Annotated in this window: 16 protein-coding genes; 11 read left to right on the top strand and 5 right to left on the bottom strand. The window is 33.6% G+C overall.

Translation table 11 applies throughout. The features are described 5' to 3' along the window. Position 1 precedes the first annotated feature (1 nt). On the top strand, positions 2–1,141 hold the full coding sequence (locus BZ25_RS04770; protein WP_121514978.1) for an NADP-dependent malic enzyme: 1,140 nt from the start codon (positions 2–4) through the stop codon (positions 1,139–1,141). Between the two features lie 32 nt (positions 1,142–1,173). Here BZ25_RS04770 and BZ25_RS04765 read toward each other — a convergent pair whose 3' ends face one another. Further along, complete coding sequence (locus BZ25_RS04765; protein ID WP_121514977.1) at positions 1,174–2,766, bottom strand: DEAD/DEAH box helicase; 1,593 nt, start codon at positions 2,764–2,766, stop codon at positions 1,174–1,176. Positions 2,767–2,956: 190 nt separating this feature from the next. Between BZ25_RS04765 and BZ25_RS04760 the strand changes: the two genes are divergently transcribed. The 8 genes from BZ25_RS04760 (at position 2,957) to BZ25_RS04725 (ending at position 14,136) form a co-directional block, all read left to right on the top strand. Then, positions 2,957–3,406: a hypothetical protein gene (locus BZ25_RS04760; RefSeq protein WP_121514976.1), complete on the top strand. Its 450-nt coding sequence runs from the start codon at positions 2,957–2,959 to the stop codon at positions 3,404–3,406. 5 nt (positions 3,407–3,411) lie between these two features. Then, on the top strand, positions 3,412–6,657 hold the full coding sequence (locus tag BZ25_RS04755; protein WP_121514975.1) for a PD-(D/E)XK nuclease family protein: 3,246 nt from the start codon (positions 3,412–3,414) through the stop codon (positions 6,655–6,657). A 114-nt stretch (positions 6,658–6,771) separates the two neighbouring features. Further along, positions 6,772–8,634, top strand: coding sequence for a GumC family protein (locus BZ25_RS04750; RefSeq protein ID WP_158584858.1), 1,863 nt, complete (start codon positions 6,772–6,774; stop codon positions 8,632–8,634). 109 nt (positions 8,635–8,743) lie between these two features. Further along, entirely contained in the window at positions 8,744–10,906 is a 2,163-nt protein-coding gene (locus BZ25_RS04745; protein ID WP_121514973.1) for a polysaccharide biosynthesis tyrosine autokinase, read from the top strand. 24 nt (positions 10,907–10,930) lie between these two features. Then, positions 10,931–11,569, top strand: coding sequence for a tyrosine-protein phosphatase (locus BZ25_RS04740; RefSeq protein WP_121514972.1), 639 nt, complete (start codon positions 10,931–10,933; stop codon positions 11,567–11,569). A 350-nt stretch (positions 11,570–11,919) separates the two neighbouring features. Then, the gene (locus tag BZ25_RS04735) at positions 11,920–12,471 is read left to right on the top strand and encodes a GNAT family N-acetyltransferase (RefSeq protein ID WP_121514971.1); all 552 of its coding nucleotides are present in this window, start codon (positions 11,920–11,922) and stop codon (positions 12,469–12,471) included. An 82-nt stretch (positions 12,472–12,553) separates the two neighbouring features. After that, positions 12,554–13,258: a helix-turn-helix domain-containing protein gene (locus tag BZ25_RS04730; protein WP_121514970.1), complete on the top strand. Its 705-nt coding sequence runs from the start codon at positions 12,554–12,556 to the stop codon at positions 13,256–13,258. 23 nt (positions 13,259–13,281) lie between these two features. Then, complete coding sequence (locus BZ25_RS04725) at positions 13,282–14,136, top strand: IS3 family transposase (protein ID WP_121514969.1); 855 nt, start codon at positions 13,282–13,284, stop codon at positions 14,134–14,136. Positions 14,137–14,222: 86 nt separating this feature from the next. On the opposite strand, the gene BZ25_RS04720 is transcribed toward BZ25_RS04725, so the two are convergent. Then, positions 14,223–14,822, bottom strand: coding sequence for an outer membrane beta-barrel protein (locus BZ25_RS04720; RefSeq protein ID WP_121514968.1), 600 nt, complete (start codon positions 14,820–14,822; stop codon positions 14,223–14,225). Between the two features lie 93 nt (positions 14,823–14,915). Further along, a complete protein-coding gene (locus BZ25_RS04715) occupies positions 14,916–15,449 on the bottom strand; it encodes a hypothetical protein (protein ID WP_121514967.1) in 534 nt (177 codons plus the stop codon). A 136-nt stretch (positions 15,450–15,585) separates the two neighbouring features. On the opposite strand from BZ25_RS04715, the gene BZ25_RS04710 reads away from it, so the two are divergent. Both BZ25_RS04710 and BZ25_RS04705 read left to right on the top strand, forming a co-directional pair. Continuing rightward, positions 15,586–17,190: a gamma-glutamyltransferase family protein gene (locus tag BZ25_RS04710; protein WP_121514966.1), complete on the top strand. Its 1,605-nt coding sequence runs from the start codon at positions 15,586–15,588 to the stop codon at positions 17,188–17,190. Positions 17,191–17,267: 77 nt separating this feature from the next. Then, on the top strand, positions 17,268–18,470 hold the full coding sequence (locus BZ25_RS04705) for an MFS transporter (RefSeq protein WP_158584856.1): 1,203 nt from the start codon (positions 17,268–17,270) through the stop codon (positions 18,468–18,470). Here the strand turns inward: BZ25_RS04705 and BZ25_RS04700 are convergent. Together BZ25_RS04700 and rbsB are read right to left on the bottom strand one after the other, a co-directional pair. Then, positions 18,465–19,406: a ribokinase gene (locus tag BZ25_RS04700; protein ID WP_121514964.1), complete on the bottom strand. Its 942-nt coding sequence runs from the start codon at positions 19,404–19,406 to the stop codon at positions 18,465–18,467. The two genes, BZ25_RS04705 and BZ25_RS04700, sit on opposite strands and share 6 nt — an antisense overlap. 57 nt (positions 19,407–19,463) lie before the next feature. Beyond that, positions 19,464–20,333 carry a ribose ABC transporter substrate-binding protein RbsB gene (gene rbsB, locus BZ25_RS04695; protein WP_121514963.1) on the bottom strand — a complete coding sequence of 290 codons (870 nt, stop codon included), beginning with the start codon at positions 20,331–20,333 and terminating at the stop codon, positions 19,464–19,466. Between the last annotated feature and the right edge of the window lie 67 nt (positions 20,334–20,400).

Below are 20,400 nucleotides of genomic sequence, written 5' to 3'. Positions count from 1 at the left end.
CTTGGACGCAAAAGAATTACACAAAATACTCAAGGGAAAAATCAGGACAATTTCAAATGTTGACAATTTGAACGAAGAATCGTTATCCCTACTATACACTCCTGGGGTAGCAGATGTTGCAGAAGAATGCTCTAAAGATCCAGAAAATACATTTTTATACACAAGACGTTGGAACACCGTTGGTATCATTTCAGACGGAAGTGCCGTATTAGGTCTCGGTAACATAGGCCCATATGGTGCGCTTCCCGTTATGGAAGGTAAGGCATTATTGTTTAATCTTTTTGGCCAGCTTGATGCCTTTCCAATTTGCCTGAATACACAAGATCCAGAAGAAATTGTTTCTATTGTGAAGAACTTAGAACCTTCGTTTGGAGGTATAAACTTAGAAGACATCTCTGCTCCTAGATGTTTTCTAATATTAGAAGAATTGAATAAAACAATGAATATTCCAGTTTTTCATGATGACCAGCAGGGAACTGCTGTAGTAGTCACGGCAGGATTGTTGAATGCATTGAAATTAACAGGCAAAGAAGCAAAAAATATTAAAGTTGTTATTAACGGTATAGGGGCAGCGGGATACAATATAGCCAAGTTTTTGATGGATTTTGGGGTCATAAATCTTGTTTTAGTTGACAAGAATGGGGTGTTGAATAAAAATGCTCCAGAAAGCTGTTTGCATGAATATCACCAAGAATTAGCAAAGATAACGAATCCAGAAAATATAACCGGGAATCTCTCAGATGCTCTTTTTGGTGCGGATGTGTTTGTAGGCGTATCCAAGGGTAATATTTTGAATGAAGAGATGGTAAAAAAAATGAATAAAAATCCTATAATATTTGCACTTGCCAACCCTTTACCGGAAATAGATCCAATATTAGCAAAAAGCTTCGGGGCAAGTATAGTAGCTACTGGCAGATCAGATTATCCTAACCAAATCAACAATCTCATAGCCTTTCCAGGAATAATGAAAGGAGCGATAGAGGAAAAATCAAAAATAAGCAAAAAAATGCTCCATTCTGCAATACTTGCAATTTCAAATTCATGTATTCCTACACCTAACAGGATTTTACCCGAAGCTTATGATAAAAGATTACATTTGAACGTATACGAAGCGGTTAAAAATGCTTCTAGTTCGAACTAATTGTTTCCATAATCCATTTGTGACTTCACTTTCTAATTTCTTTTGGACTTAGCTTGTACTACGAGTGGTCTTTTTCTATTTGATTTTTGCTTAAATATCTCTATTATTGCTTCAGCCTGTTCCGAAGGAATCGTTACAAAAGAAAATTTATCCATTATTTGTATATCTTTTATTTTTTTAATAGTTACACCAGTTTCCCTTTGAATGAATTCAGCAAGCTTTTTCGGTGTCATTTTACTTGAACTACCTAATGCAACAAATAACCTTTGGTCTTTGCCTTTTGAAGAGCTTTTAACTTCCTTTATTTTGTTATAATTTTCTTCTTTCAAGATTCCACCGTAAAAATACTTTAAAATAGAAGAAATTATTTGACTCGGCTCTTGGTCAGTTTCCTCTAAGATTGTTTCTGCCAAGATTTCGTAAATAGGATCTATATCTTTGGAAAGATTAGATATGATCTCATCTTTTATTTTTTCAACTTTTGCGTTAACAATATCTTTGGCTTGTGGTATTTTAGCTTCTTCTATTAAGGCTTTTGAGGAATGCTTGATGAACATAAATTTTCTATACTCGCTCGGTGTAACAAAAGTAATAGCTGTACCCTCATTTCCAGCCCTCGCAGTTCTTCCTATACGGTGTATGTAATTTTCTGGATTTTGTGGAAGAGAATAATTGATCACGTATTTAAGATTGTCTATATCTATACCTCTGGCTGCAACATCTGTGGCTATTAAAATTTTTATCCGTTTGCTCTTAAATCTGTCCATTATTCTTTCCCTTTGATTTTGAGAGACATCTCCATTTAGTGCTTCTGCTTCGTACCCTTTTTTGATTAATTGGTTTGCGATTTCTTCTGATTGGACTTTTGTTTTAGTAAATACAAGACCGTAAAAATTAGTGTCTATATCTATAAGCCTACTCAAAAGTTCTATTTTATCAGACTCAGAAATCATGTAATAAATTTGTTTTGCCTTCTTTACCGTTATGTCCTCTTTGTTTTCTTGAACTGTAGTTACGGTTTTAAAATTCCCCATATGCTTTCTAGCAAGGGTAATAATCCTTTGAGGCATCGTAGCTGAAAACATCAAAATTTGCTTTTCTTTATTAGTTTTTGAGAGTATCGTCTCCACATCTTCTATAAAACCCATATCTAGCATTTCATCGGCTTCATCAATGACCAAATACTTAATTTTGCTAATATCTAAAGTACCTCTGTTCAAATGGTCTATTATTCTTCCTGGGGTACCTACTACTAAATCTACTTTTCTCTTAAGGGTTCTGATTTGATTTCCGATTGAAACTCCTCCATACACGGGGAGAAGGTTCAATCTTTTGTTTCCCTTCAATGAGTCGATTTCGTTACAAACTTGTAAAGCTAACTCTCTCGTGGGAGTTAATACTAAAGCTTGAACGTCGTTTGCTTTCTCTTCTAATCTTTCAATTAGAGGTATACCAAATGCTGCAGTTTTTCCTGTACCAGTTTGAGCCTGACCGATTACATTATTCTTACCAGATAAAAGAAGGGGTATAACCTTTTCTTGGATAGGAGTTGGTTCTTCGTACCCTTTTCTATCAATCATGTTGAGTATGTTATCAGAAAGGCCCATGTGTTGAAATTTTGTCATGTTTTTACTCCTTTTTCTAATTTTTGGGCCAAAATAACCTTTTACATTATACCATAAGTTTCGTAAACAAATGGTATTTGTTTAATAATTTAAATAACAATTACCTTAAAAATCTTTTGTGTATCGAGATAATAAATATGATATAATTAACTGAAAACAGAGTTACACCATTAAAGAGGTGAAAAAAGAGTTGAAAGGATTTTTAGAAATCTTACTTCCTTTTGCAATAATTCTTTTGCTTTTTGGTTTTTCTTCACAAAAAGCCTCGGCAACAGCTCAGCCATCTCCTACACCAGCCCCAGAAATACCCTCATTTTCAGAAGAAGACGAAAATTTATTCGAAGTCACTTTTATAATCACTTCCGTTCCAGCAGATACACCAGAAGATGCTTCAATTTATATGATGGGAAACTTCAATAATTGGTTGGTGGGAGATGAAAATTATAGGTTTGAAAAAATGGATGATGGAACGTACCAATTAACTTTAAGAATGCCTCCAAATACTGAAATAGAATACAAATATAACCTTGGCAACTATGATTATATAGAGAAGGATTTCTTTGGTAACGAAAGAGAAAATAGAACTTACAGATTTGAATATAACTTCGATGAAGTGAGAAATGAAATAGAAAGCTGGTAGAAAAAATGAGAAAGGTCTATTTATTTGACTTAAATCCAGAACATTTTAAAAACGTTGGAGATCTTATACTTCCTTTTTACAACGAAGACCCTCTGAACTTTTTGTTTCTAGGGCCTTCTGGTTTTTATGTGAAGCAAGTGGCAGAATACGTTGCCTCACAAACAAAAAAAACTATCAATCGTGATGCCTTCAGGGTTATAAACCAATATGTAACTGAGACGCTAAAAACATACCAGCCACAATCTGTAATACTGGATAGAGATTTTTTGAAGGTATACATCGAAAACGAGATAATGGACTTAATAGAAGAAGAGAAAAAAGACGAAGAATTTTCTGAATATCTAAACGTTATATCCAAATCTCAAAAATCAGTGGAGTACATCTTAGATATTTTCGAAAAAAAATGGGAAATTTCAAGGGTTGAAGATGAAAAAATCGTTGAATCCGCTGAAGAATACAAGTTGCTCGATGATTCTATAGATAACAATTCTAATTTGTACACACTTTACACTAAATTAGAAAAAAAACTCGAAGATATTTTAGAAACAAAGTTCGATATGTCTATTAAATATCAAAGAAATTATGATCCTGTTAGTGTGTATAAATGGTTTTATGAGATTTTACCTGCTAGATTGAAAGAAGAGGGGAAAAAATATATAGGAAAAAGGGTCGTTATTTCCGGATTTTTTGATATCTCTCCAGCTGTTAACAAAACTCTTAAAGCTTTCTTTGATCTCTTTGAAGAGGTTCATTTTATTACTTGGGTCAATATAGAAGACAGAAGTTTTGATTCAATAACTAACATACACAATTTTTTAAAAAAAGAAGGATTTGAATTCCAACCGAAAAATAAAGGGTTAAAACGGATTTTTGAAAATACCCATATTGATATCTTTCCCATGAACAACGATGTTTCTGAAATAGAAACTCTTACAAAAGAAATAAAAAGAAAATTGATAAGTGAGAATCTTTCTCCTGATGAATTGGGGATCGTTGTTCCCAATAGTTCAACTGCAAAATTATTGGCGGATTATTTGGAAGATGCCAAGGTACCTTACAGGTTCAAAAACGATGTTCCGTTAAACGAAAGTCAAATAGTTTTGATACTTCTTCAACCAATTAAAACGTTGGTGAGGGGTTGTGAAGTTGAAGATATCTTGGCGATGATTGAAAGTGGTTACGGGGGAGTAACTGAACTGACGATGGAGCAGATAGAACATTATCTAAAGCGATTAAACTTATTCTATGACATACAAAAATCCTCTCTCAAAAACCGAAAAGAAAAATGGATGAATACCGTTGAGAAAGAAATAGATAAAAGAAATTCTCAACTTAAAGGTACAGAAGAAATAGAAAGAATAAGCGAAGAACTCAAAGACTTAAATGAATTAAAAAAATGCCTTGGCAACATATTTTCTCTTTTAGAAAATATCCAGAAAAGCAAAGATCGAAAAAAGTACTTCAGTGTTTCTGATTACAGGGAGTTAGTGAAAGAATGGATAGATACCTACCTATCTCATTTCAACATACTGAAAACATACGAGGATGTACTCCCTATTGAGAGTCAATTAAATGCATTAAAAGCTTTTGAAGCACTAGTATTTAACGTCGAAGAAAATTTGGAGAAAATTCTAAAGTCAAATAAAAATTTAGGAATTGAAAAGTTCTACAAAATACTTTCTTCTCTTATTCAGATTGAAACGTATAGAGAATCCGAAAGGTACGATAATACAGTAGAAATAATGAGCCTTGAAGACTCAAGATTTGTAAAGAAAAAGTACAAATATATTGTCGGTTTCACCGAAGAAAACTACCCTTCAATAAAGATCAATCCTTTCATTACATCTATGAGTAACGAAGGGACCTCAATCGCCAAGCATTCAGAAAAGATCAGTAGAAGAAACTTGTTTATCTCGATGATCTTCGCAGAAAATATCGTATTTACATATCCCAAAGCTAAACTAAGTGGTGAACCAATACTACCCTCTCCATACGAAAAAGAGTTTAGAAATAACTTTAAAAACGTTAAATATTCCCAAGAGTTTCTCTCTAAAAAAGAAATCCTACCAAAAGATCCCGAAAATATTTTCTCTGAAACAGAAGCTACTATTTATTATATATTGAACGGAAAGAAAGAATATTTACCTGATAAACACCACACTGATATTGAGAGATTAAAAAAAGAGATAACTAATCCAGGCTGGCAATTATATAAAAATACCGATCTTGGAGGGTTAAGTCATACAAAAATTACTACCTATGTGGATTGCCCTTTTAAGTATTACCTCGGAATTGAAGGCAGATTAAATGGAGATAAAGATTTTGAGAAGTTTTTTGATGGACTTATAAAGCACAGGGTGATGAAAGAGATATTTTCCAAATACAAAAATTATGAAGTTATGTCCCAAAAAATTCTCAACGAAGAAGAATTGAAAGAAGAGATAAAAAATATCATTGAAGATATTTGGGAGGATTATACTGACGATTTTTTACACACCTATGAAGCCATAGAAGACGTGGAAAGTGAAATAATAACAGAAGATATTTTAGAAAGTATAGAAGACATACATCAAAAGTATATCCATTTCAAAAAAGGTATAGATCTCACTTATTCTCAAGTTATAGCTACAGAGTTAGAGGTAAATTCAAAGATAAATATCGGGAATTTTCATGATGTAGACTTAACCTCTAGAATAGACAGGGTAGATCTTTTGAACGGTAACTACGCGTACCTTCTTGATGAGTTTGACGAACAGCTCTTACCAGGAGCATACTCAATTATGGATTACAAAAGGTCAAAAAATTTCCAAAGTGAACAATTGCTAATTTATTACCTAACCTTATTAAATAATGAAGAATGGAAAAACAAATTAGCAAATTCTGATGTATATCTAAAATTTCAAGTAGTATCAAAGAAAAAAGAGCATAAAAATAATAATTTTATAAAAATACAGAAAGGCCGGATTATATATAAAGAACACAAGTCTAGAACTAAGTATGTATCTTTTGATATTAAAGAATTCTGCACATGGTTAGAGAAAGTTTTTCAAAACATCAACAAATCTGATTTCACCCCTATAGCAGTAAAAGAAAGAGAAATAAGAAGGTTCTTAGAAGAAATGTATGATAAATACAATAACGCAAAAACAGGAGAAAAATATTACGATTGTTCTTCTTGCCAATTCAGAAGTTTATGCGAATTGATGCAGTACAAAAAAGATTTTAAAATAAACATAAAAAAATACTTTTGAAATAAGTCTACCATATGGTAGAATATTTTGCATAGAACAAAATAAAGGGGCGCTAAAAAGGCTTTTAGAATTTCTAAACACAGTAAAAAAATAACTAAAAATTGGAGGATGGAAATGGAAGAAGAAAGAGAACTAACCTTTTCAGACATACTCAGAATTTTTAAAAGAAGAAAATGGACTTTTCTAATTATTTTCCTCTTAACTATCTTTTTAACAGCGTTTTATCTGTTTTTCGTTGCAACTCCCACGTATGAAGCAAAGCAGGTTATAGAGTACAAATCAAGTTCTTCACAACCAAGTGTCTCTTTAGGGTCTATGTCTTCTGCAGCAAACTTGTTAGGAATCAGCCAACCCTCTGATTCAGGTTTAACTACCGAAATTGAAAGGATGAAAGCCGATTGGGTGTTAGCAAACGTTGTAAAAGAGCTCAACCTTGTAGAAAAAGCAAACGAAAACAAAGGGCTAATTGCTACATTGAGAGGTACAGAAGTAACAGAAAGAGACCTCATTGATTCACTAAAAGAAGGTATAAATATACAAAATGTTCAAGATACTAATATGATAGAAATAAGTTACCAAAGTTCCGATCCAACTATGGCTGCTTCGGTTGTCTCACTTGTGTATTCTTACTACACCGATTATGCAGAAAACCTTTATTTTGAGGATTCACAGTCTTATTTGAATCAAGTTGAAACGTTATTTGAAGATGTTTCTCAGCAATATGATCAGATAAATAAAGAGGTTTTAGATTTCCAAACTAAAAATAAGATTTCCGATATTTCAGGGGGAACATCGCAAGAAAGCGACCCTTTAATTAGTTATTATTCGGAAACCTATATGAATATACTAAAATTAGAAGCAGATAAAAACCAATTAGAAATCAGAAAGCAAGCTATAGAAGATAATATTTTCAAACTGAGTCCAGAAACTAAAGAGTTTATACTAACAAACACAGAAAAAGATACGCCTGTTAAGGATATAAAATCTAAATTAGTGAGTGACAGAATAGAATTAGAAACTTTAAAGTTAAATTCTCCTAGTTCTCCGAGAATTGGAGCTTTGGAAGCGGAAATAACGGTTTTAGAAGATGAATTGAAAAAGAATCTTGAAGCGATTTTTTCCAACGATTTAAACTTTCTTGCATCGATCGATATGGAAACTTTTAACGAATACACAGGGATAATTACACAACTACAACTATTCGATGTGACCAAGCAGGTGTATGAAAATATGCTTCAAGTTATAGATGATGAAATTGCAAAAAGATCTCCTATTATGTACGAATATTTCCTTTTGAGAAAAGATCAGGCTATTCTTCAAACAAGGTATAACACTTTACTAACTGCCTTAGAGCAAGAAAGGATGAAGGCATCACTATACGATAACAAATTCAAAGTAATAACCTCAGCCTACATACCAGAAAATCCTGTATCACCAAATACTACCCTCACTTTAGCTATTGGAGGGGTATTGGCAATATTCTTGGGAATTTTGGGTGTTTTTGTGAAGGAAGCAAACGACAAAACAGTGAAAGATCTATACGAATTTGAAAGTTTATTTGGGGTTCCTGACATCATTTTAGATGATTCAAACGATGCTGAGAAAATAGTTAATTATGTTTATAAAAAAGATTTTAAAAAGTTCGGGTTGCTATTTTTGGGAAATTTCTCAGTTGCCCAGAACCTATCTCAAAGAATTTACAACATCTTAAATACCGTAAAACCTAATAAAACAGAGTATTTTACTTCAAAGGAAAACGAAGATTACAAAGAAAAGTTTGAAAAATTTGAGAAGTTTAAAAATACAAACGAGGCTTTTATCATGTTTGACAATTTCAACAACGGTGATTATATACTATACAGAGATGATTTAGAAAAGATTATTATATTTATAGAAGAAAAAACAACAAACTTGGAAGATATAAAGGAGATTTTCAAAAAAGAAAAGGATCCCACCGTTGTTTATGTGAAAAAATAAAAGTTCAACTAAAGATTAAAGAAATTTCATTTATTTTGGTATAATGATTTTATGGGAGAATTTAGTATTCCTGCATGAAGAACGTTAAAGCTCCCCTAGGGGGTTAAATATGGAAAACGAATTAACATTCGAGGATATTTTAAAGATATTCAAAAAAAGATCCTGGTGGTTTTTGTTAACCGTAGTTGTAACGGTAGCAATTACCTTAATCTACCTTTTCAACGCTACTCCAATTTATGAAGCAAATACAACCTTGAAAATCGATTCCTCTAAACAAAGTTCGGTTGCAGATATTTTTGGCACACAGATGGGGTCAACTTCATCAAAGATATCGACAGAAATTGAATTGATAAAAAGTAGAAGAAACCTTGAAAAAGTAATCGACAATTTAAACTTAATGGAATATTTTCAAGCGATATCTGAAAATCCGGAAGATGTCACAAGAAACAGTGTCGTTCGTGCCCTGGAAGAAATGATCACTGTCTCACCTGTTAGCGATACAAATATCGTACGGATATCGGTTCAAAGTGAAGACAAGGAACTTGCAAGAAGCATCGCTAATAATTTAGCAGTTGTATATAACGATTTATTAAAAAGTTTGTCTCAAAACGAGTACACAGCAAGAAGAAGGTTTATAGAAGAGCAAATTCCATTAGCTGAAAGTGATTTGAACGCTGCTCAAGACGATCTTAGAAATTTTAAAGAGGAAAACAATATTTTTTTGTTAGATGAAGAGGCAAAATCAATATTACAATTTCTGGTCTCCTACGATCAACAGATAAACACTTATCAGATCCAAATGGAAGAAACAAAGATAAGATTGCAAACGTTGAATGACACCTTAAAAAGTATGGATCAGGAAATCATTTCATCTGAAACAATCTCGATAAACCCAGTCGTAAGTAATTTAAGAAATCAAATAGTAAATATACAGGTTCAGCTCGCAGGCTTGGAAGGTACTAAATCCCCATCTGATCCTGAAGTTTTGAGACTAAGGGAGGAACTGAACCAAGCCCAAGAGATGCTAAAAAATGAGATAAGTACTATTGTAACTTCCCAAGTAAAGACCGCTAATCCGATGTATACTAGCTTGTATTCACAATTGATAGAAGAACAAGCCAGGCAACAAGTTCTTCAGGGCACAATACAATCTTTAACAACGTTAAGAAACACCTATCAATCCCAATTGAACCAATTACCTGCATTGGAGCAAAGACTTATGAATTATGAAAGAGAGGTAAGAGTAAAAGAAAATCTTTATGTTCTTCTCTTGGAAAAGTTAGAAGAGGCTAAGATTGCAGAAGCTGGTGTAATTGGAACAGCAAATGTAATAGACCCCGCCTTTGTTTCTTCAAATCCTGTTAAACCAAATAAAACTCTGACTGCTGCAATAGGAGGGGTTTTAGGTATCTTTTTAGGTATACTTGTAGTTTTTCTCATAGAGTATCTGGATAAAAAGGTTAAAGATGAAAACGAACTGAAGATGATCGTTAAGGGGTATCCTGTTCTTGGTAGAATACCGCATTTACATGTAGACAATGAAACGAATGATGAATTAATAGTTTTGAGAGATCCAGTCTCCCCAGTCTCTGAAGCTTACAAGATGTTGGCTACAAATATAAACTTTTCTAACGCCAAAGAACCTAATGTTATTACCTTTTCCAGTAGTGGACCATCTGAGGGTAAAACAATGACTGCTACCAATGTTGCTATTTCTTATGCCCAAAGCGGTAACAAAACGTTATTGATAGATGCTGATATGAGAAGACCAAGAGTTGAAAAGATTTTGAATTTAAAAAGTAAGAATGTTGGGTTAATAAATCATTTATTGAGAGGAGTTTCTATAGAACAATCTATAAAGAAGCCATTTGCGTCTCTCGATAACTTTTATGTTTTGCCTGTTGGAACTTTACCTCCAAATCCCACTACTATATTAACTTCAAATGAATTCAAAGATCTACTCGATAAACTCAAGGAGTATTACGATAAGGTAATTATTGATCTTCCACCAATAATGGTTGCACCTGATGCTATGATCGCATCCAGATATTCAGATGGACTGGTATTAGTAACTCGATATGGACAAACTTTGAAACCAACTTTAAAAGCCGCGATTGAAAACATAACAACATCAGGGGTAAAACTCATTGGAACTGTTATAAATGATGTAAACGAAAAATCTTCTAATTATTACTATTACTACTATTATTATTACTCAGACGATGGGGATAAAAGTAAGACAAAGAGGAGAAGAAGAAAAACCAGAACATAGGGGCCATAAAGGGGGTAAAATCAAATGTATATTGACATTCATTGCCATTTATTACCTGGAGTTGATGACGGCGTAAAAACTATTGAAGAAACATTAAATGAACTGAGAAGGTATAGAGAGAACGACATTACCGATGTTATCTTTACGCCACACGTTAACCATCCTTCTGTTAAAACAGATATAACCATCATCAAAGAAGTTTATCAAAAGGTAAAAGAAAGAATAAAAAATGAAATTGGTTTAAGGACTTATCTTGCCTCTGAATTATATCTAACTCCAGATTACAAAGATTTTATTCCGTTTAATTCCTTTATCTTGATAGAATTTCCAACACAACCTATGCCTATTTATGCCCTCGATTCGATATTTAATTTACAATTGGATGGTTATGAAGTTATTCTCGTACATGTGGAAAGATACAAATGGTTATATGAAAGCAAAGACATCATTCAAAGAATGAAAGAAATGGGTGTACTCTTCCAAGTCAATTTTGAAGGTTTAAAGACGCAAGAAGGTAAATATTATTTTGATAATTACTTGGTGGATTTTTTAGCGACCGATAATCACGGAAGTTCTAATAGAGAGGAAGTGGATTTAAGTTTATTCAAAAAATATTCCGAAATAACTAAAAATGCCTTCGACATTTTAGGAATAAATTCCTAACTAGAATTTTTAAAATGAATCCTTATAGGGCGGTGGGTGGGAAAAGATAGCACTTCTTTACATGATTCCTGAAGCAACTAATTTTAAGTAATTCCTTATAGGGCGGCGGGCGGGAAAAGATAATAATTTTTTACATAATCCCTTATTTAGCTTTTTTGCATAATCTCTTAAAAAACTTTTTTAATAATTCCTTAAGCTACTTTTTATATTCCTAAAGTTACTTTTTAGATAATTCCTAAAGATACTTTTTAGATAATTCCTGAAGTAGTTAATTTTAGTAAATTCCTTATAGGGTGGTGGGCGGGAAAAGATAACATCTTTTGGAGGTGTCGGTAACGAAGCTCGAATTAATGAGCAAAGAAGAGTTTGAAATATACAAAAAGAAAATGTACGAAGAATATTCAAAAGTTTTGGCTGAGAATTTGTTGATTCCATACCAAGAAGCCTTGGTGAGAGCTGAGGATCAAATTGATACCATCTGGAACGAAGATATAAAAAAAGGAAAAAACTACGGCTATAATGTTATAACTGATAACAACGAACACGTTGGAAGAATTTGGGTTTTTGTCAATTACAGTTTTAAAAAAGCGTTTATCTACGATATTAGGATTTTTCCTAAGTATCAAAATAAGGGATTTGCAAAGAGCGCTATAAAAGAATTAGAAGAAATATTAAAAAAAGAAAAGGTAAAATTTCTTGAATTGAATGTTTTTGGGAATAACAAAGTTGCGTATAATATGTATAAAAACCTTGGATTCGACGAGACAAACATTAATTTGATGAAAGGTTTTCAAAAACAGAGAGTTGTTACTTTACCAAAATTTTTGAGGTTTTTAGAAACTCTCTTTTTAAAATCAGGGTATAGAATAATTGCTATCGAGATGAGAAAAAAATTAAAATAAAAAACCTCCGTACTGATATGATACCTCCAAAGTAGACAGGTAATTAATAAAAATTACAAAACTACTTTGGAGGTATTTAATTATGTCAAGGAAAGGAAAAGTCAGCAAAGAAATAAAAATACAAGCATGTGAAGATTACATAGCAGGGAAAGGAAGTTTTGAAAGCATAGCAAAATCAATAGGATTAGATAGGAAGACTATTAGTGGTTGGTATTACAGATACAAAAAACATGGGGCGAAAGTATTTGAACCGACAGAAAGGAACAAATCATACAGTAAAGAATTCAAAATGTCTGTGGTTAGAGAGTACTTAGATGGAAAATATTCATCGGTAGGCTTAAGTGCCAAATACAATATAAGTGATTCAATAATTAAAAATTGGATAAATAAGTATTATAATGGTATAGAACTAAAAGATTACTATCCGAAAGGAGATGTCTATACCATAAAGTCAAGAAAAACCACATGCGAAGAAAGGATAGAAATAGTTAAATGGATAATAAACAACGATATGAACTACAAACAAGCTGCAGAAAAGTATGGAATTAAATACTCTTCGGTATATAGCTGGACAAGATCGTATTTGGAAAAAGGTTCTGACTCACTCACATACGGAAAACGTGGACCTAAATCTAAAACTCAGATAAATGAAGATGAGCTAACAGAAGTAGAAAGATTAAGACTCGAATTAGAAAGAGAAAAGGAAAAAAACAAGAGACTTGCATTTGAATTAGAAGTACATAAAAAAAAAGAGGAATTCCAACAAAAAAGTCTCTCTCAAAAGTAAAGCAAGGAAACGAATACAATACGGTGTATTACTACAAAAACAAAGGTTATACAGTAAAAATGATATGTGATGTATTGCAAATAGCAAGAAGTTCATACTACAAACACCAAAACAGGGTAAAACCAGAAAAAGAAAAGCAAGATGAAACGATATGTAACCTAATACAAGAATACCATGCGACATACGACGGGATACTTGGATACAGAAGAATGACTATGTACATAAACAGACTAAACCAAACGAAGTATTCTGAAGGTTACATACACAGACTTATGAAGTTCATGGAAATAAAATCCAGGATAAGAAGAAAGAAAGTGAACCGTAAAAGGGCCACACCAGAATACACAAAAGAAAACATACTATCAAGAGACTTCAAGGCAGAAAAACCGAATGAAAAGTGGTTGACAGATGTCACTGAATTCTCTATACCAACAGATACAAGGAAACTTTATTTAAGTCCGATAATGGACCTACACAGTAACGATATAGTGGTATATGAAATATCACTTAGAAATGACAACAGACTTGTATTCAAAATGTTTGAGAAGGCAATAGAAAAATATCCAGATGCTAAACCTATATTCCATAGTGACAGGGGATTTCAATATACTAGTAGAGTATTTAAAACTAAACTCGAAGAAGCCGAAATGACACAAAGTATGTCACGTGTTGGTAAATGTATAGATAATGGACCTATGGAAGGATTTTTCGGTATTCTCAAAAGTGAGATGTTTTATGGAAAGAAGTTTAAATCACTTGAAGAATTAGAACATGCGATACATGAATACATTAAATTTTATAACGAAAGAAGATACCAGAAAAAACTTGGATGCCTGGCTCCTTTAGAGTTCAGAAACCAAGCATCCATTTGTATATAGTTTTTATTAATTTTTGTGTCTACTTGACATGGGTCAGTTCATACAGGAGGTTTTTAAGTTATTTTGTTTACTTTTTTACTTTTAAATTAAAATTGTACGCCTGCGTAAACCTTGAATTTTGGTCTCAACTGGAACTCACTCTTATAAATTTCGTTGTAATCCTCAGCTAATGTTGGCTTTTCAAATAAAACATCTGCGCCTACGTTCATGTCGAGGTTCTGAACTACAAAGTTTGCTCCAGCTCCACCACCGAAACCTAGGGTATTGTCTATGACCTTGTCGTCACCTAATCCAAAGGAAAAGTTAAACAAGCCTTGTACATACATTCCAAATGGTAACTCTGGGAAGAAAGCATTTAAACTTTGTCTGTAACCAGCGTTGACACCCAAATTCATTTGAGCTACCGTAGAAGTAGCTTCAGAGGTGGTAATAATATCATTATTGGCGAACTCTTGTTCAAAATAATAATCAAAAGAACCGCCGACTAACAAAGCTCCACCTTCTACACCCAATCCATCATACAGATAGTTTGCGCCAACACTAACCCCATGCATTGTTACATCGTCTGTTATATCTGTGTCAGTAGACGCTAACGACGCATTTACATAACCACCTGTAACTTCAAACGCAGCGAAACTAAATACAGCCAACATACCTACCAACAACGTTGCGAAAACCTTTTTCATCTTTGTTCCCTCCTCTCTGAGATTTTGTAGAAATTATGACAATAAAAACTAACTAATATCCTACTTTCATTGTATCATACTTAATTTTTATTTCTATGAAAAAATAAATACATTTTGTTGAATTTCGATGAAATCTGGCGTACTTTGTTTTAAAAGATTAAGAGAAAGTATGTAATCTAATCTACTGTTTTTTTGAGCAAACTTATTTGTTAAATCATTTTTATAAGAGTAATCGTTTTTATAATTTTTATTTTTGACGTTTGGATCTGATTTGATAAATTTGTCAGAAATATTTTTAGATCGGTTATGGGATGTACTTGCCATCGAATTAAAAGTCGAACTGTAATCTTGATTATAGTTTAAATCATTCAATTCTTTAATTTTTATAGTGTAATCATCAGTAGAAGCTAAATGATAGACCCCTATGGTAACCTTGGGTTTTTCATTTTGATCCACTTCCATCTCGCCAATCAATTCCATTAAATTGAGATTACCGTGTGTAGAAGAAACTAAAGACAAATTATCCAAATCGGTAAATCTACTGTAAGACGTATTACTTGCGAAAGACGAAAATATAAACAATAGAAAAATTAATAGAATGCTAGTGAATTTCGTAGCTTTTATCATAATTACTTCACCTCCTGAAATTAACCCGTTATATCGTCATAAAAAATCTGTATCTACGCCCCTTTAATTTGTTTGCTTTCAATGGTATAATAGACTACGTTCCTTAAAATTAGATTAAAAGAAAGGGGTAGTTCAGATGTTTGATCCATTAAAATTTGCTTATCCATCAAGAAGGATCCCCATTTATGCGAAAAACGGAATGGTAACAACAACAAACCCATTAGCTTCTGAGATAGGTATAGATATTTTAAAAAAAGGTGGTAATGCCTTCGATGCGGCTGTTGCAGTGGCAGCAGGCTTGACCGTCTTGGAACCTACTTCCAACGGTATAGGTAGCGATGCCTTCGCTATACTTTACAAAGACGGTAAACTATATGGATTGAATTCCAGCGGATACGCTCCAAAAAATCTCACCTTGGAACTAATGAAAGAAAAAGGGTTTGAAAAAATACCTCCGTTTGGTTGGGAATCAGTAACTGTTCCAGGCGCTCCGGCTGCTTGGGCAACTTTGTCTGATAGATTTGGTGTCCTTCCTTTTGAAGATTTATTAGAACCATCCATAAAATATGCAAGTGAAGGTTTCCCTGTTTCGCCTGTGACAGCAAAATCATGGCAGAGCGCTTTTAAAAGGTATAAAAAAGAGTTTAAGGGAGAAATTTTTAAAACATGGTTTGAAGTATTTGCCCCGAATGGGAAGGCACCTGATGTTGGAGAAATTTGGGAATCAACTTATCACGCCGAGACTCTAAAATTAATTGCTGAGACAAAAGCAAAAAGTTTTTATTCTGGAGAGTTGGCAGAAAGGATGGTTACATTTTCAAAAAAGACGGGGGGCTACTTTTGCCAAGAAGATTTAGAAAGTTTTGAACCTATATGGGTAGAACCACTTAGTGTAAATTACAGGGGATTTGACGTATGGGAATTACCACCAAATGGACAAGGTATAATTGTTTTGATGGCTTTGAACATACTAAAAGGCTTTGAAATGAGATGTAAAGAAGATCCAGAAAGTTACCATAAGCAAATAGAAGCCTTAAAGTTAGCTTTTAGCGAAGGATTGAAATATATTACTGATATAGAAGAGATGAAAGTATCAGTAGAATCGCTTTTATCAGAAGAATATGCAAAAAAGCGAAGAAATCTTATAGGTGAATATGCACTATTACCAGAGGCTGGAGATCCATATTCCGGAGGAACGGTTTACTTTGCAACCGCGGATAAAGACGGAAATATGGTTTCTTTCATTCAAAGTAACTATATGGGATTTGGTTCTGGAATAGTAGTTCCAAATACTGGTATAAGCCTTCAAAACCGAGGAACAAGTTTTTCTTTGAATGAAGAGGATCACAACTGTTTAAAACCATTAAAAAGGCCATACCATACCATTATACCCGGATTTATAACCAAAGAGAACAAAGCAATAGGACCTTTTGGAGTTATGGGAGGGTACATGCAACCACAAGGTCATCTACAATTTCTTAATAATTTTATTGATTTTCATTTGAATCCTCAAGCGGCTTTGGATGCTCCAAGATGGCAATGGATAAAAGGCAAGGAAATTATGGTAGAAAAGGAGTTTCCAATGTATATTCTAGAGTCTTTAATAGACAAAGGCCATCAAATAGAGGTTTCATTAAATTCTTCTAATTTTGGAAGAGGGCAATTTATATATAGAACGGACGATGGTGTACTGATAGGAGGCACCGAACCAAGAGCAGATAGCAACATATCTTGCTTTTAAAAGAAATTTAATGTAAATTCCAAAAAGATTCTAAATTATGGTGGTACAATATAGTTAGACAAGCTAACTATATTGAGGTGAGTAAACTGACACAAAAGGTTATTAATTTGCTTATTTTTTCCTCCATAAGCAGCTCTTTTTGGGCAATTTATAGGGTTGTTTTTAATTTATTTTTAAGAGATTTGGGGTATACAAATCAGTTCATTGGTCGAATGACTTCTTTTGAGATGCTGGGTGCTGCTATCATAGGGATTTTAATAGGGATCCTTGGGGATAGGACAGGAAAGAAAAAAATGATCATTATATCTTCCATAAGTTTTGGCATTTTGTTGTTGATAAGAAGCACTTTTCCATATAAAAATATTTTATTAGTCCTTGGATTCTTGAACGGTGGGTTCATGACTTCTAGGAGATTACTCTTGGATTCTTATCTGATGGATGTTACCGATAGTTCAACCCGAGGAGCTGCTTTTGGATACAATTTTGCTATTTTTATGGCTAGTGGTGTTTTAGGGAACTTCATAGGCGGCTTTATGGGTGAATATTTGGGCTTAAGGTTGACTCTTTACATAACAGGCGTATGTTATGCCATATCACCCATATTATTAAGAAAATTACCCGAAAGCGTTAGAGATAAAAGAGTTACCCTTAAAAAAGTTTTAGACTTTTCCCAATACAACAAAGAAGAAAAATACATTTTGAAGTACTATCTTTTAAGAACAGCGGCGATATCCTTTGGAGCGGGATTGTTTGTTAATTTTGGAAATATTATATACAAAGATTTATTCAACATGTCCCCTTCTTTGATAGGTATATCTCTATCAATTGCACAATTTGGGGCCGCTGCTGGCTCTGCCCTTTCACCAGTACTTGGCAAAAGATTTGGCCCTTTTAAATATACGTTCATTTTAAATGGGATAGTTATTCCGTTGATTATAAGTTTGGGTTTTATCCGAAATCCTTTTATTTTTATTGGTATTTACGCTTTGAGATTCACTTTTATGAATATGACCAACCCTGTGGAAACATCCTCTGTTTTGAGTGCACTACCAAAGAACAGAGTCACATCGATATATAGCCTGAGGAATGCTGCCAATTTTTTGACAAGATCTTTGGCTGCTTTCATATTCGGAATCGTAAGTGTATTACCCAATGGTTATACTTATTTGTTCTTAATTAGCTCAGTGTTCTATACGGCTGCACTGATTTTTATGTATAAATTATTCGTTCCTTTGAGGAAAAACGGCATTTTACATCAGTTGTACAGTAATAATTCATGACAAACGCTTTAATACTACTTCTCTTTTAGGGATTGAAGACTGGGCTCCTTTTCTTTCAACAGAAATTGCGGCAGCGGTATTGGCAAAGTTAAGGCTTTTCTGCAAATCCTTTGTTTCTGAAAATGCCACGGCAAAGGCTCCATTAAAGATGTCTCCTGCACCGGTACTATCAACTGCGTTTACTTTTAGGGGCTCGATTTTGCCTAAGTTTTCATCTTCATCAATGTATATAACACCTTTATCTCCCATCTTCACAATCAAATTTTTTACCTTACTAATCCTTTTAAATTCAAGCATTGATTTATCGAGGTTGCTTTCGTTGAAATCTATCCTTATCTGCCGTGAGGCTGTTTCTCTTTCTTTTTCACAAAGGAACATAAACTCTTTACTGTTGGGAGTTAAAAAATCTATATCGCTTAAACTTTCTATATTTGTACTTCCAACAGGGGCAGGATCGTAAATAATAGTTATTCCTTTTTCTTTTAACTTAGAAATAGCATACTCAACGCTTTGCATGGGAATTTCATTCTGTAATAAGCAAATATCTATTTCATCACCATATTTATCAAAAAACTTATCTATTTTCTCCTTATCCACCTTATCGTTGGCTCCTGAAAAAATAATTATTCTATTCTCTCCACTTTTATCAACCTCTATATAAGCCCTACCTGTTTTTTCATTCTTTTGCACGTAATAACCTTCTATTTTATACTTTTTAAAGTTTTGAGAAATTTGATTCCCATATTCATCATCACCTAAGCAGCTACAAAAGTAAACAGGTTTTTCAGATAACTTAGCGGTTGCAACAGCTTGATTCGCTCCTTTTCCGCCAAAATAAAAGTCTAACGAAAGGGCTTTTTGGGTTTCTCCTGGAAGTGTAAAATGTTCAACGTTGAATACTATATCCATGTTACTACTACCAATTACAGCGATCATGAGGTTATCTCTCCTTTGAATAGTTTCATTAAAAGGGGCATAAAGCCCCTTTTTGAGTTATTTTGTTACCAATTGAAGTGGAACGGGGAAGTAAATTGTCTCTGTACTCAAATATTCATAAGCTTTTTCAACTGCCATTTCTCCCATTGTGTAAGGTTGTTGAGCTATGGTTGCACTAAGTTCACCTTTTTCAACAGAAGCTAATGCATCGGGAGTGGCATCAAACCCCACAACGATTATATCTTGTAACTTTCCAGCAGCCTTTATTGCTTCCAAGGCACCTAAAGCCATTTCATCGTTATGTGCAAAAACGGCGTCTACATCTGGATAAGCTTGAAGTAAGTTTTCCATAACAGTTAGCCCTTCAGCTCTGTTGTAGTTTGCAGTTTGTCGGGCTACGACTTCAATACCAGGATATTTTGATATTTCTTCGTTGAAACCTTGGCCTCTTTCTCTTGCGGAAGAAGTTCCAGGAACTCCGACCAATTCTATGACTTTCCCTTTTCCTCCTAATTGTTCAGCAATGAAGCTACCTGCCATCCTTCCTCCGGCAACGTTGTCTGAAGCTATATGGAGAAGAACTTTTCCACCATTTGCACTTCTATCCACAGTTATTACTGGAATTTTAGCATCGTTTGCTTCTTCAATAGCTGATACAATAGCGTCACTGTCAGTAGGATTTACTAAAATCATGTCGACTCTCTGTAATATTAGATCTTCAATATCGTTTAGTTGCTTTGCTGGATCGTCTCGGGCATCAACTACCAACAGTTCTACCCCTAATTCATTTGCTTTATCTTCTGCACCGTTTGCTAAGTCTACAAAAAATGGGTTGTTTAATGTTGAAACCGATAAACCTATCTTTACTCCAAAACTAAACGTTGAAACAAACAACACTAACAATACAAATACTAATACCTTTCTCATCTTTCTCTACCTCCTTTGATATGTTTTTGTCAGCGCCCTTCCCCCGCTCCCCACCCAAAAGGCAAGG

It is taken from the genome of Petrotoga sp. Shatin.DS.tank11.9.2.9.3 (assembly GCF_003665005.1).
Taxonomy (GTDB): Bacteria; Thermotogota; Thermotogae; order Petrotogales; family Petrotogaceae; genus Petrotoga; species Petrotoga mobilis.
The sequence above is the reverse complement of the archived record's forward strand: the minus strand, read 5'-3'. Positions and strand labels throughout refer to the sequence as shown.

Coding starts and splice junctions, on each gene's coding strand:
- BZ25_RS04700 (WP_121514964.1), bottom strand. CDS start 19,406: ATGATCGCTGTAATTGGTAGTAGTAACATGGATATAGTATTCAACGTT.
- BZ25_RS04755 (WP_121514975.1), top strand. CDS start 3,412: ATGAGAAAGGTCTATTTATTTGACTTAAATCCAGAACATTTTAAAAAC.
- BZ25_RS04730 (WP_121514970.1), top strand. CDS start 12,554: ATGTCAAGGAAAGGAAAAGTCAGCAAAGAAATAAAAATACAAGCATGT.
- BZ25_RS04710 (WP_121514966.1), top strand. CDS start 15,586: ATGTTTGATCCATTAAAATTTGCTTATCCATCAAGAAGGATCCCCATT.
- BZ25_RS04745 (WP_121514973.1), top strand. CDS start 8,744: ATGGAAAACGAATTAACATTCGAGGATATTTTAAAGATATTCAAAAAA.
- BZ25_RS04750 (WP_158584858.1), top strand. CDS start 6,772: ATGGAAGAAGAAAGAGAACTAACCTTTTCAGACATACTCAGAATTTTT.
- BZ25_RS04740 (WP_121514972.1), top strand. CDS start 10,931: ATGTATATTGACATTCATTGCCATTTATTACCTGGAGTTGATGACGGC.
- rbsB (WP_121514963.1), bottom strand. CDS start 20,333: ATGAGAAAGGTATTAGTATTTGTATTGTTAGTGTTGTTTGTTTCAACG.
- BZ25_RS04735 (WP_121514971.1), top strand. CDS start 11,920: ATGAGCAAAGAAGAGTTTGAAATATACAAAAAGAAAATGTACGAAGAA.
- BZ25_RS04720 (WP_121514968.1), bottom strand. CDS start 14,822: ATGAAAAAGGTTTTCGCAACGTTGTTGGTAGGTATGTTGGCTGTATTT.
- BZ25_RS04765 (WP_121514977.1), bottom strand. CDS start 2,766: ATGACAAAATTTCAACACATGGGCCTTTCTGATAACATACTCAACATG.
- BZ25_RS04715 (WP_121514967.1), bottom strand. CDS start 15,449: ATGATAAAAGCTACGAAATTCACTAGCATTCTATTAATTTTTCTATTG.